Annotated in this window: 19 protein-coding genes, 1 tRNA gene and 1 pseudogene; 5 read left to right on the forward strand and 16 right to left on the reverse strand. The window is 68.7% G+C overall.

The genetic code is table 11. The features are described 5' to 3' along the window. Positions 1-15 precede the first annotated feature (15 nt). Positions 16-408 carry a phosphohydrolase gene (locus IEY87_RS25685; RefSeq protein WP_189141326.1) on the forward strand — a complete coding sequence of 131 codons (393 nt, stop codon included), beginning with the start codon at positions 16-18 and terminating at the stop codon, positions 406-408. A gap of 35 nt (positions 409-443) precedes the next feature. On the opposite strand, the gene IEY87_RS25690 is transcribed toward IEY87_RS25685, so the two are convergent. From IEY87_RS25690 to IEY87_RS25700, 3 genes and pseudogenes are all read right to left on the reverse strand, one after another. Continuing rightward, entirely contained in the window at positions 444-1,025 is a 582-nt protein-coding gene (locus tag IEY87_RS25690; protein WP_189141327.1) for an SMI1/KNR4 family protein, read from the reverse strand. A gap of 34 nt (positions 1,026-1,059) precedes the next feature. Then, a pseudogene (locus IEY87_RS25695) lies at positions 1,060-1,535 on the reverse strand (NUDIX hydrolase). After that, positions 1,535-1,942 (reverse strand): DUF5919 domain-containing protein, encoded by a 408-nt coding sequence (locus tag IEY87_RS25700; protein WP_189141328.1) that lies wholly within the window; start codon positions 1,940-1,942, stop codon positions 1,535-1,537. The pseudogene IEY87_RS25695 and the gene IEY87_RS25700 overlap by 1 nt, the downstream one beginning before the upstream one ends. A gap of 232 nt (positions 1,943-2,174) precedes the next feature. Between IEY87_RS25700 and IEY87_RS25705 the strand changes: the two genes are divergently transcribed. Continuing rightward, the gene (locus tag IEY87_RS25705) at positions 2,175-3,173 is read left to right on the forward strand and encodes a tyrosine-type recombinase/integrase (RefSeq protein WP_225277662.1); all 999 of its coding nucleotides are present in this window, start codon (positions 2,175-2,177) and stop codon (positions 3,171-3,173) included. A gap of 86 nt (positions 3,174-3,259) precedes the next feature. On the opposite strand, the gene IEY87_RS25710 is transcribed toward IEY87_RS25705, so the two are convergent. From IEY87_RS25710 to IEY87_RS25725, 4 genes are all read right to left on the reverse strand, one after another. Continuing rightward, positions 3,260-3,332: transfer RNA gene (locus IEY87_RS25710), tRNA-Thr, on the reverse strand. 21 nt (positions 3,333-3,353) lie between these two features. Then, positions 3,354-4,313 carry a 23S rRNA (guanosine(2251)-2'-O)-methyltransferase RlmB gene (gene rlmB, locus IEY87_RS25715; RefSeq protein WP_189141329.1) on the reverse strand — a complete coding sequence of 320 codons (960 nt, stop codon included), beginning with the start codon at positions 4,311-4,313 and terminating at the stop codon, positions 3,354-3,356. Positions 4,314-4,356: 43 nt separating this feature from the next. Beyond that, positions 4,357-5,748 (reverse strand): cysteine--tRNA ligase, encoded by a 1,392-nt coding sequence (cysS, locus tag IEY87_RS25720; RefSeq protein WP_189141330.1) that lies wholly within the window; start codon positions 5,746-5,748, stop codon positions 4,357-4,359. Between the two features lie 43 nt (positions 5,749-5,791). Continuing rightward, complete coding sequence (locus tag IEY87_RS25725) at positions 5,792-6,178, reverse strand: PPOX class F420-dependent oxidoreductase (RefSeq protein WP_189141331.1); 387 nt, start codon at positions 6,176-6,178, stop codon at positions 5,792-5,794. 55 nt (positions 6,179-6,233) lie between these two features. On the opposite strand from IEY87_RS25725, the gene IEY87_RS25730 reads away from it, so the two are divergent. Further along, a complete protein-coding gene (locus IEY87_RS25730; protein ID WP_189141332.1) occupies positions 6,234-7,622 on the forward strand; it encodes a DUF2637 domain-containing protein in 1,389 nt (462 codons plus the stop codon). Positions 7,623-7,749: 127 nt separating this feature from the next. Here the strand turns inward: IEY87_RS25730 and IEY87_RS25735 are convergent, their stop codons facing one another. The 4 genes from IEY87_RS25735 to IEY87_RS25750 form a co-directional block, all read right to left on the reverse strand. Next, complete coding sequence (locus tag IEY87_RS25735; protein ID WP_189141333.1) at positions 7,750-8,019, reverse strand: GlsB/YeaQ/YmgE family stress response membrane protein; 270 nt, start codon at positions 8,017-8,019, stop codon at positions 7,750-7,752. A gap of 96 nt (positions 8,020-8,115) precedes the next feature. Continuing rightward, positions 8,116-8,403: a GlsB/YeaQ/YmgE family stress response membrane protein gene (locus IEY87_RS25740; RefSeq protein ID WP_189141334.1), complete on the reverse strand. Its 288-nt coding sequence runs from the start codon at positions 8,401-8,403 to the stop codon at positions 8,116-8,118. A 159-nt stretch (positions 8,404-8,562) separates the two neighbouring features. After that, positions 8,563-9,024 (reverse strand): 2-C-methyl-D-erythritol 2,4-cyclodiphosphate synthase, encoded by a 462-nt coding sequence (gene ispF / locus IEY87_RS25745; RefSeq protein WP_189141335.1) that lies wholly within the window; start codon positions 9,022-9,024, stop codon positions 8,563-8,565. Between the two features lie 17 nt (positions 9,025-9,041). Further along, positions 9,042-9,524 (reverse strand): CarD family transcriptional regulator, encoded by a 483-nt coding sequence (locus IEY87_RS25750; protein WP_189141336.1) that lies wholly within the window; start codon positions 9,522-9,524, stop codon positions 9,042-9,044. 240 nt (positions 9,525-9,764) lie between these two features. On the opposite strand from IEY87_RS25750, the gene IEY87_RS25755 reads away from it, so the two are divergent. After that, positions 9,765-10,343, forward strand: coding sequence for a copper chaperone PCu(A)C domain-containing protein (locus tag IEY87_RS25755; protein ID WP_225277663.1), 579 nt, complete (start codon positions 9,765-9,767; stop codon positions 10,341-10,343). 52 nt (positions 10,344-10,395) lie between these two features. Here the strand turns inward: IEY87_RS25755 and IEY87_RS25760 are convergent, their stop codons facing one another. Both IEY87_RS25760 and IEY87_RS25765 read right to left on the reverse strand, forming a co-directional pair. Continuing rightward, a complete protein-coding gene (locus IEY87_RS25760; RefSeq protein ID WP_189141337.1) occupies positions 10,396-11,094 on the reverse strand; it encodes a winged helix-turn-helix domain-containing protein in 699 nt (232 codons plus the stop codon). Next, a complete protein-coding gene (locus IEY87_RS25765; protein ID WP_189141454.1) occupies positions 11,091-12,263 on the reverse strand; it encodes a sensor histidine kinase in 1,173 nt (390 codons plus the stop codon). Before IEY87_RS25765 ends, IEY87_RS25760 begins: the two co-directional genes overlap by 4 nt. A 132-nt stretch (positions 12,264-12,395) precedes the next feature. Between IEY87_RS25765 and phoU the strand changes: the two genes are divergently transcribed. After that, positions 12,396-13,040, forward strand: a complete 645-nt coding sequence (gene phoU / locus IEY87_RS25770) for a phosphate signaling complex protein PhoU (protein ID WP_189141338.1) — start codon at positions 12,396-12,398, stop codon at positions 13,038-13,040. Between the two features lie 42 nt (positions 13,041-13,082). Here phoU and IEY87_RS25775 read toward each other — a convergent pair whose 3' ends face one another. The 3 genes from IEY87_RS25775 to IEY87_RS25785 are packed head-to-tail and all read right to left on the reverse strand — an operon-like array spanning position 13,083 to position 15,080. After that, positions 13,083-13,826, reverse strand: coding sequence for a phosphoglyceromutase (locus IEY87_RS25775; RefSeq protein ID WP_189141339.1), 744 nt, complete (start codon positions 13,824-13,826; stop codon positions 13,083-13,085). 10 nt (positions 13,827-13,836) lie between these two features. After that, positions 13,837-14,586, reverse strand: coding sequence for an SAM-dependent methyltransferase (locus IEY87_RS25780; RefSeq protein WP_225277665.1), 750 nt, complete (start codon positions 14,584-14,586; stop codon positions 13,837-13,839). 11 nt (positions 14,587-14,597) lie between these two features. Further along, on the reverse strand, positions 14,598-15,080 hold the full coding sequence (locus IEY87_RS25785; protein ID WP_189141340.1) for a type III secretion system chaperone family protein: 483 nt from the start codon (positions 15,078-15,080) through the stop codon (positions 14,598-14,600).

Raw genomic sequence — 15,080 nt, forward strand, 5'->3', positions numbered from 1 at the left:
CTCGTCGACACCGGCATGCACCAGCTCGACGGCGCCCGCTACCTACGCGACGTCGCCCAGGCCGATGAGCGGCTGTGCCGTCTGGTGGCCTACCACTCGTGCGCGGACAACGAGGCTCGGCAACGGGACCTGTTCGACATCCTGGCCAAGGAATTCGACCAGGAACGGCCCGACCTGGCCCGAGCGCTGACCTACTGCGACATGACCACCAGCCCGGACGGCCGGCACCTGGACGTACGCTACCGGCTGGCCGAGATCCACTCCCGCTACGGCCCCGACCACGTGGTCAGCCATTCGATCACCGACGCCACCCCGTGCATCGTCTCGTCGGTGCGCGCAGTGGAGGCCGCGCTCGCCAACGAGACAAGGACAGGACAGAACCCGGGCACCGTCGACCGGATGACGTGAAGCTTCGGCGGGTGGGCTCGGGATCGACATTGATGTCAGCCGCTGTCCGAGGTGGTGGAGGAAGCTGATTCCTCGGGCGCGAACTCGGGATTCATGCCAGTCATCAGATCCCAGAACGAGCGGTATTCGATCACTCCTGGATGCCAGGAAGCCAGGTCAAACGCTTGCCACTCGCCGTCAGGCTCCACGACGCGCGGATTGAGGAGACAGACCTGACCCTCGATGTACTCCGAGATGTAGAGCGTGTCTCCCACGGGCTCGCCCCAGATCTCAGCGAGTTCCGGATCTATGTCACGGGTCCAGCCGACCTCGGCCACGGGCAGCAGCCGCAGGCACGAACGGCTTTCCTCATCCCAGCCGTTGGAAACCTGGAGAAACTCCCTGTAGCTCGGCGGAAGACGCATGCTGAGACGCTCCTCATGATGCGCCAGCTCTGCCTCACTGGCGCCGGTCGTCCCGAGCCAGTCCGGAGGCCGATGCGCCTCCACCAGGTGCCGCGATCCCGGCGGCGTAGAAGCTTCGCTCTGCGCGTGCTCCTGGTGAATTCTGCGGTTCACAGTTTGTAGAAGATCGGCCCAGGGATAGCGCGGACCATCGGGGGCGTGGGGGGTGATCATGAGACGTACCATACGGCGACAAGATCGATAAGGGCTATCCGATGTGCGGTAGGCGGGTGCCGGTCAGGTAGTGCTCGATCCGCAGCCGCATCGAGCGGTCCATCTGGAGCCCGGCCACCTGGTCGCGGGGCACCCAGCGAACTTCGCGGGACTCGTCACTCGGCGTCGGCTCGCCGCTGACCAGGCGGGCGGTCAGGACAATGGAGAACTCTTGTCGCGCCTCGCCGTTGCTGGTGTAGAGGATGACGTGGCGGGGTCGCTGTAGGTGCCGACCAGGCCGGTGATCTCGCAGGTGATGCCGGTCTCTTCCAGCGTTTCGCGTACGGCGGCCTGCGGGATGGACTCGCCCAGGTCGATGGCTCCCCCGGGCACGGCCCAGTTGTCGTTGTCGGTGCGGCGGATCATCAGCAGGTCGCCGGCCTCGTTGGTGACGATGACGTTGACCGACGGGACCAGGCTGTTGGGCTCGGGTGCGTCGGGGTCGTCGTAGAAGTCGATCCGTCGTGCCATCAGGACTCCACCGGCTTGGCCTGTGCCCATACCTTCTCGAAGCTCTCGGCGTAGGTGGCGACCATGTCGCCGCCGGCCACCCGCCGTAGGTGTAGAACCGGCGCGTTGCCGGCGCGGGTGCCGTACACGTGGGTGTTGATCAGGTACTCGTCGTCGGCGCGGTAGATCGAGTTGTACAGCACCGTGCGGTGCAACCGGATCTCGACGTTGTCCAGCCCGGTGATCGGCCGATAGAGCGCCAGGGCGCTGCGGATCTGCGACGCCATGCCGTCCCCCACACCCTCATCCGCTCCACGCTGGGCAACCTCGCCCGAGTCCGGGTCTCCCAGCAGGATGCGGACCCGTACACCGGCCCGCGCCTTGTCGGCGAACAGCCGGACCATGCCGCCGTCGTCGGCGAGGAACAAGCCGCTGTAGAGCCGATCTCTTCGGACGCCGCACCGAACAGTCGTCCCCAGATGTCCCGGGGCACTCCCCACCGGTGCGGATGGATCGTGATCACCTCGCTCTGCGAGGCGGAGGTCACCTGTTCCACGCTGGGTAGGCGGCTTCGCCACGGAGGACGACGCCAAGGCCGCCCGCGACGAGGCCCGCGTCAAGGCACGGCGCGGCGAGTACATCGACCGCAACACCATCACCGTGGCCGAATATCTCGCCGAGTGGATCGAGGGGCACGCGGTCGAGATCAAGCCGCACACCCTCAAGGGCTGCCGCGACATGATCCGCCTCTACATCAATCCGCGCATCGGCACCGTCCGCCTCCAGGCGCTTCGCCCCTCAGCGATCACCAGGCTCTACCGTGACTTGCTGACCAGCGGCGGCAGGAAGAGTAGCCCTCTCGCCCCGAACACCGTCAAGCACGTCCACACGGTGCTCCGGAAGGCCCTGACGGACGCCGTCCTCGTGGACGAGCTCCTTCCCAACAACCCCGCTGAACGGGCCAAGCTCCCCCGAACCCAGTCCACAGAACCCGGCATGATGTGGACACCCGCCCAACTCCGCGCCTTCCTCGACATTGCCCGGGGCCACCGCCTGTTCGCCTTCTTCTACCTCGCCGCCTACACAGGCGCCCGCCGGGGCGAACTGCTCAACCTCCGCTGGACAGACGTCGACCTCGACAAGCCCCAGATACACATCACCGGGACAGCGGCGGTACTCGACCGCCAGCGCGTAGAAGGCACCACGAAGAGCGGCCGGTCCCGCGTCGTGTCCCTCGACCTCAGCACGGTCGAAGTCCTCCAAGACCACCGTGCACGCCAGGATGAAGAGCGCCACAAGCTCGGCGACTCCTGGAAGGGTGGCGACGCGTACGTATTCACTACCGGCTGGGGAGACCCGCTCTTCCCCGATACGCCCAGTTCGCTGATGCCCAAACTCACCGAGGCCCACAACAAACAGAACCCTGAGAACCAGCTTCCTCACGCCCGCCTACACGACCTCCGACATATCCACGCCACCACACTGCTTCTGGCGATCGTACCCGTCCACGTTGTGGCGGCCCGGCTCGGCCACGCCGACCCAGCCATCACCCTGCGCGTCTACGCACACGTCATCCACGAGCAGGCGGCGACGGCTGCGGACGCCTTCGCCAAGGCGATCAACGAATGCTGGGAGCCACCCGGGAGCCACCGCTGTTAGCAAGGGTGTTAGCAAGATCTCGACATTGTCCTGACAAACAGAAAGCCCCTGACGGCATAACGCCTGTTCAGGGGCTTCCGCATCAGAGCCGACGTGGGGAATCGAACCCCAAACCTTCTGTTTACAAGACAGATGCTCTGCCGATTGAGCTACGTCGGCACGGCCTACCAGTGTAGACGGTCAGCGACGTCGATGACGAGCTACCTCGTACAACGTCACCCCCGCCGCCACCCCCGCGTTCAGCGACTCCGCCGCCGCCCGCATGGGAATCCGGGTCACGACATCACAATGCTCCCGTACCAGCCGCGAGAGCCCCTTCCCCTCGGAGCCCACCACGACGACCAGCGGCTCCCCCAGCAGCTCGACGTCGCCGATGTCGACCCGGCCCTCGCCGTCCAGCCCGATCACGAACAGTCCGGCCTCGCGGTATTCGCGCAGCGCGGCCGTCAGGTTGGCGGCGCGGGCCACTCGGAGGTTGGCCAGCGTGCCCGCGGAGGTCTTCCAGGCGCCGCCGGTGACTCCGGCGGAGCGCCGGGACGGGATGAGCAGGCCGTGGGCGCCGAAGGCCGTCGCCGAGCGGGCGATGGCTCCCAGGTTGCGCGGGTCGGTAACGCCGTCCAGGGCCACGATCAGGGGCACCTCGGCCGCGTCGTGGGCGAGCTCGACCAGCTCGGAGGGGTGCGCGTAGTCGTAGGCCGGGATCTGCAGGGCCACGCCCTGGTGCACGGCTCCCTCGGTGAGGCGGTCGAGCTTGTCGCGGGAGACTTCGAGCAGGGCGATGCCGCGCTCGGTGGCGACCCTGACCGCGTCGCGGACGCGGTCGTCGTTCTCGAGGCGCTGGGCGACGTACAGAGCGTTGGCCGGGACGCCGGCGAGCAGGGCCTCCAGGACGGGGTTGCGGCCGCCGATGTATTCGGGGGCGTCCTCGGAGCGCTTGGGCTTGGCCGCGCCGGGGCGCCGGGCGCCGCCGCGGTCCTCGCGGGCGATGCGCTCGGTACGGGCCTTGTCCTTGAACCAGTGGCGCATCTCGGCAGGCGGGGTCGCGCCCCGGCCCTCGAGCCCGCGGCGCACCTGCCCGCCGGTGCCCTTGGACGGGCCCTTCTTCTTCGCGGGCCTGCCCGACGATCTCCCAGCTGCCATGGCACCAAGGGTACTCGGGCCACCGGCCAGCTCATGCCGAACGCTAGCGGCCGAGCTCCCAGCGGGCCCCGTGCGGGGTGTCCTCCACCACGATGCCCGCCGCCGCGAGCTGGTCCCTGATGGCGTCCGCCGCCGCGTAGTCCTTGCGGGCGCGGGCGGCCTTGCGCTGCTCCAGGGCCACCGCCACGAGTGCGTCGACCACCGGCTTGAGGTCCGAGCCGGCCTCGCGCCACTGCGGGGCGCGCGGGTCGAGGCCGAGCACGTCGAGCATGTTCTGGGTCTCGGCCAGCAGGCGGGCGACCGCCTCCTTGTCCCCCTTGGCCAGGGCGACGTTGCCCTCGCGGACCACCTCGTGCACGACGGCGAGCGCCTGCGGGGTGCCGAGGTCGTCGTTGAGCGCGTCGACGAACGCCTGCGGGAGCGGGGCGTCGGCGTCGACGTCGTGGATGACCTCCGCCGCCCGGGTCACGAACCCCTCGATCCGCTGGTAGGCCGCCGCGGCCTCCAGCAGGGCCTCCTCGGAGTAGTCGATGGCGGAGCGGTAGTGCGGGGTCGCAAGGTAGTAGCGCAGCTCGACCGGGCGGACCTTCTGCACCATGTCCGGGATCAGCAGCGAGTTGCCCAGCGACTTGCTCATTTTCTCGGCGCCGATCTTGAGCATGCCGTTGTGCATCCAGTAGCGGGCGAAGCCGTCGCCGGCCGCCTGGGACTGGGCGAGCTCGTTCTCATGGTGCGGGAAGACCAGGTCGATGCCGCCGCCGTGGATGTCGAACGTCGGCCCCAGATATTTGGTGGCCATCGCCGAGCACTCCAGGTGCCAGCCGGGACGGCCGGGACCCCAGGGCGTGGGCCAGGTGGGCTCGCCGGGCTTCTCGCCCTTCCACAGGGCGAAGTCGCGCGGGTCGGCCTTGCAGGACTCGTCGTCGGTGTCGGCGGCGGGCCGCATGTTGGCCAGCTTCTGGTTGGACAGCTTGCCGTATTCCTGCTCGTACGACATCACGTTGAAGTAGACGTCGCCACCGGCGGCGTAGGCGTGGCCGCGCTCGATGAGGCGCTCCATCAGCACGATCATCTCCGGCACGTGGCCGGTCGCGCGCGGCTCGACGGTGGGCGGCAGGCAGCCGAGCGTGTCGTACGCCCAGGTGAAGGCGCGCTGGTTGCGCTCGGCCACCACGAACCAGGGCACGCCCTCGGCGGCCGCCACTCGGATGATCTTGTCATCGATGTCGGTGACGTTGCGGCAGAACGTCACGTCGTATCCGGAGCGCGTCAGCCAGCGGCGCAGCACATCGAAGTTCACGCCAGACCGGATATGCCCGATATGGGGAGGTGCCTGCACCGTGGCGCCACACAGGTAGAGCGACGCCCGGCCGGCTTGGACCGGAACGAATTCACGAATGGCGCGCGCGCTGGTGTCGTATAGGTGCAGGCTCACGAACGCAAGGCTAACGCCTCAGCCCGCCTCACATGCCGAATAATCATCCCCGCAACGTCACCTTGTCCGGCTGGATACGCACAATGAGCCGCTCAGCGCCCGGATGCTCCTTCCAGGGGTTTCCGGTGTACTTGTGCGCCAACTCCTGAATGAGCGCGCCCTCCGGGTCGTCCTGCACGGTCACCCGGCCGCGCACCTCCACATAGCGGTAGGGGCTGTCCGGGTCGATCACCAGGAGGCTGACGCGCGGATCGCGGTCGACGTTGCGCGGTTTGCGCCGCCCCTTGACCGTGGAGAACAGCACCTCGTCGCCGTCCGTACGCACCCACACGACCGTCGACTGCGGCCCGCCGTCCGGGTTGAGGGTGGTCACCACGGCGTGGTTCGGCGCGTCGAGGAGTTCGCGAGCGCGGGCGGGAAGCTCAGTCATGTGTCTCTCCCTTGATCGGTCCTGATCCCTATTGTTCTGTAGGCTCGACAGCGCCATGGAAGTGACTCCCCCCTCTACGCTGCGCCGCCTGGGCATCGCCTTGGCCGGGCTCGCCGTCGCCGCCCTCACCGGGGCCGCTTGCGTGCTGTCGTTCGACGATCTCCGCAGCCTCGCCGTGCGCGGCGAGGGCAGACCGGACCTCGCCTACCTCTATCCGGCGGCGTTCGACGCCCTGCTGGTCGTCGCGCTGATCAGCGTGCTGCTCGTACGCTCGGCCCGGACGCTGGTACGCGTCCAGGCCGCGCTCGTGCTGGTCCTGCTGATCGTCGCGGCCGCCGCCGTGGACGTGCTGGCCGCGCTGCGCTACGACTTCCCAATCCCGCCGACCGCGGTGGGCGTGGCCGTCGCGCCGTGGGTGATGCTGGCCGTCGCCTTGTGGCTGTGGTTACTGCTGATCAAGCATGTGCAGGCCCGCAGATCCTCCCCGACCAGCGACGACGGTACGGATCCGCACGACATCGTGCCGTTCGACGCGGGCGTACGCACCGAGGCGGCGCCACGGCCCGGCGGGCACCATGAGGGCCCGCCGCCGCTCGTCACGCCGGCCGACGCCGTGCCGCCGCCCAGGAGGGCGACTCCGCTGGAATCGACCCCGGTCGTCGGCCCGACGGCCGCGCCGGAGACCCCGCCCATCTCGGAGCAGGTCACCCGCTGGCACACGGCTCCCGAGCCCGCACCGGACCCGCGCCCCGACCACCCGGGCGACTCGGAATCGGCACGCGGACCCGAGCGAGACGAGCAAGACCGGCGAGACGACACTGCGGAAGCGGCGTTGACGTCCGACACCCAGCCCAACGCCCGGCCCGAGGCCGAGCCGACGCCGGAAAGGCCAGAGAGGGCAGAGAGGGCAGAGAGGCCAGAGCCCGAGTCCGCCGCCACCTCCCAAGCCGCCTCTGAAGCCGGCCCAGAACCCGTGGCAGAAGCCGGCCCAGAAACCAAGCCCGAGGCCGAGGCCGAGCCCCAGGCCGAGCCCCAGGCCGAGCCGCAGCCCAAGTTACGGCGCCCGGTTCGCTGGGGTGACCGTGTCAAGCCGACCGACGTGCTGGTGCATCCCCGCCAGAGCAGGGTCGCGGAGAAGGACGTCGACACCCAGCCGGTCGCCGTCATCGCCGACATACCGTCCGCACGCGAGAACGTCCCGGCGGCAGCCTCCCAAGAGGGCCGCGACACCGCCCCCGTACCGGATCCCGACCACGGCGCGGAGGCAGCCGACGATCACGAGCGCGGCGACGCCGGCGTTTCCGGGACCGCCGGAGCGGCCCGCTCACGAGACGAGTCGCTGGAGGACACGGCCCCGCACCCGGTCCTCCCGGACTCCGGCCCCGCCCAGGACGCCCCCTCAGGCCGCCTGCGCAGCACCCCGCTCCCACCGGAAGACGACTGACCCAGGACCAGGACCCAGGACTCACGACTCAGGCACAGGCGAGGACAGGGGAACGCGAAAGGCCCGCTCGGCCTTGCCGAGCGGGCCTTAACGCAGGTCGCCGTGTCGTTTGGGGTACGGCACGCCGTCAGACGTTGCTACCACGTCGTAGCCCCGCGACGAGGCCGACGCCGACGATGGCCAGCACGACCTGCATCACGAGCTCGATCCAGTCGATGCCGGGGGTCGTCTCGACGCCGAGCACCTGAGCGAGCAGCGTGCCGACCAGGGCGGCCACGATGCCGACAACGATGGTGAGTATCCAGCCGATGGCCTGCCGGCCAGGAAGCAGCAGACGACCGATTGCACCGATCACGGCACCGATCAGGATGGCGCCAAGGATGGACTGGATTGTCATGACACAAACCTCCCCGTGAGGGTGAGCCGTTCATCCTCACGGGTGGTGAAATACCCGCTCCCGAGCCTTTATGCGCGGGAATGTTGTTTAAGCAGGTCAGATGGTAGTTCGGCCGGTTCCGCCGGTCTTGCCCTGCGCCATTTTCGCCACGATCGCGACACCGATCACGGCCAGGACGAGTTGAAGGATGTGCTCGATCCAGTCGATCCCTCTGGTGTCGGCCCAACCGAACGCCTGGGCGATCAGGGTGCCGAGCAGGGCGGCCACGATGCCTACGATCAGCGTCAGGCCGATGGACATGTTCTGCCGGCCGGGCACTATCAGCCGGGCCAGCGCGCCGACGATGGCACCGATGACTACTGCGGAAACGATCGCGCCGATCATGTGGTAGCTCCCCCCGAGACGTTCACATGTCTGGAGGAGACTTACCCGACAAAAGCGCAGATCATCCCTGGTAGACGGCGATCCGTACCGCGCCAGTAACGGACCGCCGCCGTCCAGGGGGTGCGGACCGGAGTCCGCCCATCTACAGACGCCCGACGCCTACGGATGGTTGACCACGAGCGCGGTGGCGACGGCGGCGACGCCCTCGCCGCGCCCGGTGAGACCGAGCCCGTCCGTGGTGGTCGCGCTGAGGCTCACAGGAGCCCCCAGAGCCGCGCTGAGCGCCTTCTCGGCCTCCTGGCGCCGGGGAGCCAGTTTGGGGCGGTTACCGATCACTTGGACGGCCACGTTGCCGATCTCGAAGCCCGCCTCGCGTACCTTGCGGGCGGCCTCCTCCAGCAGGGCGAGCCCGGACGCGCCCGCCCAGCATGGATCGGCGGTGCCGAACAGCCCACCGAGGTCGCCGAGGCCGGCGGCCGAGAGCAGGGCATCGCAGGCCGCGTGCGCGGCGGCGTCGCCGTCGGAGTGTCCGGCCAGGCCGGTCTCGCCGGGCCAGTGCAGGCCGGCGAGGTGAAGCTGCCGACCAGATGCGAACGGGTGGACGTCGACCCCGACGCCCACCCGTGGAAGCTTCGTATTCAGGAGTTGAGAACCTCGTCGAGCAGGGCTTCCGCCTTGTCCTCATTGGTCTTCTCGGCAAGAGCCAACTCGCTCACCAGGATCTGGCGGGCCTTGGCCAGCATGCGCTTCTCCCCAGCGGACAGGCCGCGCTCGCGGTCCCTCCGCCACAGGTCGCGAACGACTTCAGCGACCTTGTTCACATCGCCGGAGGCGAGCTTCTCCAGATTGGCCTTGTAACGACGAGACCAGTTGGTCGGCTCTTCCGTGTGCGGCATTCGCAGGACATCGAAAACCTTCTCAAGGCCTTCCTGACCAACAACATCGCGCACACCGACGAGTTCTGCGTTTTCGGCTGGCACCTGGACGGTAAGGTCGCCCTTGTCGACCTTGAGCACCAGGTAGGTCTTTTCCTCACCCTTGATGGATCGCTTGGTGATTGCTTCGATCCGAGCAGCCCCATGGTGGGGGTAGACGACAGTGTCGCCGACCTGGAAAGTCATGTGACAAGTACCCCTTCCGCTGTACTCCAGAGTACCACGCGTCCACAGCCTCCCGGAACAGTGAAATCATCATAACTGCAGGTCAAAGGCGCATATTGGGGGTTGACAACCCGTCAACTCTATGAATCGCATATGGGGACATAGCTAATGACCTGCAGGGGTGCGGATATGACCTTGGAATCAGGTCGATATGGTGGGCGCTGCACATCCCGCATGCGCTAGACCCTAGGAGAACCCGTCGTGACCAGCCGTCGCTGGATTGTCGCCGCCGCCGCGTTCCTGGTAGCCCCTGTTGTGGCCGGCTGTTCTGTCGGATTCGACGCCAACACCGCCACGCCGTACGCCCCGGCCGAAGGTTCCGCCCTCATCGAGCAGGGCTCCTACGGCAAGCAGAGCATCCACATTCCCCAGGCGTTCATCCTTGGCCCTGACTCGGGCGGGCAGATCCCTTGGCGCGGGTCCGTCCCCGTTTACCTGAACATTCTCAACTCCGGGAGCACTCCGGACACTCTGACGGCGGTCAGCGCCGGCGCCGCGGCCCAGGCCAAGCTCACCGCGCCCGTCCAGCTGCCGAGCAACCAGCTCGTCAACACCGGCAAGCCGGCCCCCCAGATCATCCTGGAAGGCCTCTCCAAGGGCCTCAGAGGCGGCGAGAGCATCCGCCTGGACCTCCAGTTCGCCAACGGCGGCACCGTGTCCATGGACGTCCCCGTGGTCACCCGCAGCCGCGAGTACACCGCCTACCCGGCCGTCCCCGGCGCCATCCCCGCCCCGACCCCCACCGCGACCCCGGAAGCGGCCGAGGAAGAGGCCCACTGACGAGCGAAAACCCTTGTTCAGGTACGGGCTCCGTACCTGAACAAGGGTTTTCTCAAGCGGCTTCCTCGGTGGCGTCGAACTTGTAGCCGAGGCCGCGCACGGTCAGGATGCAGCGCGGGTTGGACGGGTCGGCCTCGATCTTCGCGCGCAGCCGTTTGACGTGCACGTCGAGCGTCTTGGTGTCACCGACGTAGTCGGCGCCCCAGACGCGGTCGATGAGCTGGCCGCGGGTCAGCACCCGGCCGGCGTTGCGCAGCAGCACCTCCAGCAGCTCGAACTCCTTGAGCGGGAGCTGCACCTGCTCGCCGCGGACCGCCACGACGTGCCTGTCGACGTCCATCCGGACCGGGCCGACCGCGAGCACGGCCGTCTCCAGCTCTTCCACCACGTCGCCCTGGCGGCGCAGCACCGCGCGGATCCGGGCCACCAGCTCGCGGGAGGAGAACGGCTTGGTCACGTAGTCGTCGGCGCCCAGCTCCAGGCCCACGACCTTGTCGATCTCGCTGTCCTTGGCGGTCAGCATGATCACCGGGACCTTGGAGCGCTGCCGTAGTGAGCGGCACACCTCGGTGCCGGACAGGCCGGGCAGCATCAGGTCGAGCAGCACCAGGTCGGCGCCGCTGCGGTCGAAGGCGTCGAGCGCGTCGGGGCCGGTCGCCGCGATCGAGACCTCGAACCCCTCCTTGCGCAACATGTAGGAAAGGGCGTCGGAGAAGGACTCCTCGTCCTCCACGACCAGGACTCGGGTCACGGGGCGACCTCCAGGGGAATCGAGGGTGGTGCGGCCAGGGCCTTGCCGCCGAAGGCGGGCAGTCGGAGAGTGAACGTGGAGCCGGAGCCTTCCTTGCTCCACACGGTCACGTCGCCCGCGTGGGCCGCGGCGACGTGCTTGACGATGGCCAGGCCGAGCCCGGTGCCGCCGGTGGCGCGGGAGCGGGCGGCGTCGACGCGGAAGAAGCGTTCGAAGATGCGTTCCTGCGACTCTTCGGGGATGCCGATCCCCTGGTCGCTGACGCTGACCTCGACGCTGCCCCCCGCGGGTCTGGCGCTGATCACGACGCGGGTGTGCTCCGGGCTGTAGACGATGGCGTTGTCGATGAGGTTGCGCAGCGCGGTGATCAGCAAGTCGTCGTCACCCCAGATGCGCAGGCCCTCGGTGCCGCCGGTGACGAGCGTGATGTCCTTGGCGCCGGCCCTGGTCTTGCAGTAGTCGATGGCGACCTGGACGGCCTCGTCGATGGAGACCTGCTCAGGGGTGGGGATCGCCTCGGCGCCCTGGATCCTGCTCAGGGTGATGAGGTCCTGCACCAGATAGGTCAGCCGGGCCGCCTCGTGCTGCATGCGACCGGCGAAGCGGGTGACGGCCTCGGGGTCGTCGGCGGCGTCCTGGACGGTCTCGGCCAGCAGGCTCAGCGCGCCGACCGGGGTCTTGAGCTCGTGGCTGACGTTCGCCACGAAGTCGCGGCGCACGGCCTCGACCCTGCGCCGCTCGGTCTGGTCCTCGGCCAGCACCAGCACCTGGCCGTAGGAACTGAGCGGGGCGACGCGGACCGCGAAGTTGGTGTTCTCATGTCCGAACTTGTGGGCCGCGACGTCGACTTCCGTCTCCCGGATCTCGCCGTCCCGGCGTACCTGTCTCGCCAGCGCGAGCAGCTCCGCGGCCATCAGGCGGTCGCCTTTGACCAGCCCGAACGCGCGCGCGGCCGAGCTGGCGCGGAGCACGTGATCCTGCGCGTCCAGCACCACCGCGGACGAGGGCAGCACCGCCAGCACGGACGCGATGCCCTGTGGCAGTGCCCCGGCCTCGGTCTCGGCCCCTTCGCCTGGCTTGGTGCTGGGGGCCTCGATCTGATTGCGGTAGAACAGCACCGCGAGAGCCCCCACCACGAAGCCGGCCAGGGCCGCGAAGCTCATGGCCATCTCACTCATGTTTACGATGGTAGGCGGCGCCGGCCCGGGGACACCCCTCTCACCTGGGGATGAACCCGCCTTTCCCGGAAAGTTCACCTAGTCGTCGAAGTTCGTTCATCGACCGCCACATACGGTGACGGCATGCGCGACGCGTACCACGAAGAACTAGACGCCCTCACTGACAAGCTGGTCGAGATGACCCGTCTCGTCCGCTCGGCCATCTCCCGGGCGACCATCGCCCTGCTGGACGCCGACCTGCAACTGGCGGAGAGCGTCATCTCCCGCGACGCGGAGGTCAACGCGATCTTCGAAGAGATCGAGACGACCATCTTCGACCTGATGGCCAGGCAGCAGCCGGTGGCCATGGACCTGCGCCTGGTGATCACGGCGCTGCGCATGGGCACCGACCTGGAGCGCATGGGCGACCTCGCGGTGCACGTGGCCAAGGTGGCCCGCCTGCGTCATCCGGACTCGGCCATCCCGGCGGAGATCCGCTCCACCATCCTGGAGATGGGCCAGATCGCCGAGAACCTGGTCACCAAGGCCGGCAGCAGCGTCGCCGCCCGGGACGTGGACTCGGCCATGGAGCTGGAGCAGGACGACGACGCCATGGACCGGCTGCACCGGCGGCTGTTCAAGACCATTCTGGCCAAGGACTGGTCGCACGGCGTCGAGCCCGCCATCGACATCACGCTGATCGGGCGCTACTACGAGCGCTACGCGGACCACGCGGTGCGGGTGGCCACGTCCGTCGTCTATCTGGTGACCGGCACCAGGACCGCCTGACGGCGGCGAAGGGGGCGCGGACCGCCCCCTTCGACGGAAGCCCTATCGCCCCTGGTTGGCGACGGCCTCGATGGCCGCCTTGGCCGCCTCCGGGTCGAGATACTCCCCGCCGGGACGCAGCGGATGGAAGTCGGCGTCCAGCTCGTAGCGCAGCGGGATGCCGGTGGGGATGTTGAGCTGCGCGATCTCCTCGTCGCTGACGCCGTCCAGGTGCTTGACCAGGGCGCGCAGCGAGTTGCCGTGCGCGGCCACCAGGACCGTGCGGCCGGCCGCGAGGTCGGGGACGATCTCGTCGTACCAGTAGGGGAGCATCCGGTCGACGACGTCCTTCAGGCACTCCGTGCGGGGCATCAGCTCGGAGGGCAGCAGGGCGTAGCGGCGGTCGCCGGCCTGGGAGTATTCGTCGTCGTCCGCGATCGGCGGCGGCGGCACGTCGTAGGAGCGCCGCCACAGCATGAACTGCTCCTCGCCGAACTCCTCGCGGGTCTGCGCCTTGTTCTTGCCCTGGAGCGCGCCGTAGTGGCGCTCGTTCAGCCGCCAGCTGCGCTTGACCGGCAGCCAGCGCAGGTCGGCCGCGCCGAGCGCGAGCTGGGCCGTCTGGATGGCCCTGGTCAGCAGGCTGGTGTGCACGACGTCGGGGTGGACGCCGGCCTCGGTCATCAGTCTGCCGCCCCGGCGGGCCTCGTCCTCGCCCTTGGCCGACAGGCTGACGTCCACCCAACCGGTGAACAAGCCCTTCGCGTTCCAGTCACTCTCGCCGTGCCTCAGCAGCACCAAAGTCGCCATACGGCCAATCCTACGGTTTGCGGGCGACCCCGCAGAGAATGTACGGCGCGGCTCCGGGCTCGCGGACCGGTTCGGGGGCGTCCGGACGCCACTCGGCCAGGTTGACCACGCCGGGCGGTAGGAGGTCGAGGCCGTCGAAGAAGCCGGTGATCTGGTTCGGCCGGGCCGGGCCGCCCTGGTAGATCTGGTCCACGGCGGGCTGGACGTCCCCCGCCATGTGCGACAGGACGAGATGGCTGCCCGGCGCCAGGGACGCCATGAGGTCGGAGATGATCGACCGCGCATCGCCGGCGACGACGTGCACGATGGTCAGGAGCAGGACCGCGACGGGCTGGTCGAGGTCGAGGTGCTCCTGGACGCCGGGGTGGCCGAGGATCTCCTTGGGGGCGTTGAGGTCACCGTGCAGGAATCGGGCGCCGGGGATGCCGTGCAGCAGCCTGCGGGCGTGCGAGACGACCTCCGGGTCGTTGTCCACGTAGACGGTCCGGCAGTCCGGGGCCACCTCGTGGACGCACTGCCGGGTGGGCAGACCGGCGCCGATGTCGATGAACTGGCGGACGCCCTGCCGGACGAGGAAGCGTACGGCGCGGCCGAGGAAGGCCCGGTTCTCGCGGGCTCCGGTGCGGACGCCGGGCAGGATCTCCAGGACACGGCCGGCCGCCTCACGGTCGATGGCGAAGTTGTCCGTACCGCCCAGGAGGTGGTCGTACATCCGCGCGACGTTCGGCTGAGCGTGTCCCAAGTTGCCTGGTTCGGTCACAGCCCAAGATCTTAGTCACGGTCGGGATCGGCGAAGCGGGCGAACGCCCGCAGGTTGGCCAGCGACTCGCCGCGCTTGGCCCGCCACTCCCACTCGCGCCTGATGGACGAGGCGAAGCCCAGCTCCAGCGCCCGGTCGAACCAGTCGTCCGCGTAGGTCAGCACGCAGCCGAGCAGCCGGTCGATCTCCTCCTCCGAGACCGCCGCCAGTGGGGTCCGGCCGACGAGGTAGACGTCGCCGACGGGGTCGAGGGAGAAGTGGACGCCGTACATGCCGCCGTTCTTGCCGAGCAGCCACCGGTAGAACTCGGCGTGGTTCTCGTCCGGCTGGCGGCAGAAGAACGCCTCCACGTGCAGCGCCCGCTCGCCGACGATCAGCCAGACCATGGTGGCGAGCTTGTGCTGCCCGGGCAGTTTGACCAGGAACGCTCCCGGCCGCGGCTCGTCAAAGGAGACGTCCGCGGCGGTGAGCGCGGCTTCGACGACGGCGCGCAT

Source organism: Nonomuraea glycinis (assembly GCF_014646515.1).
GTDB lineage: Bacteria > Actinomycetota > Actinomycetes > Streptosporangiales > Streptosporangiaceae > Nonomuraea > Nonomuraea glycinis.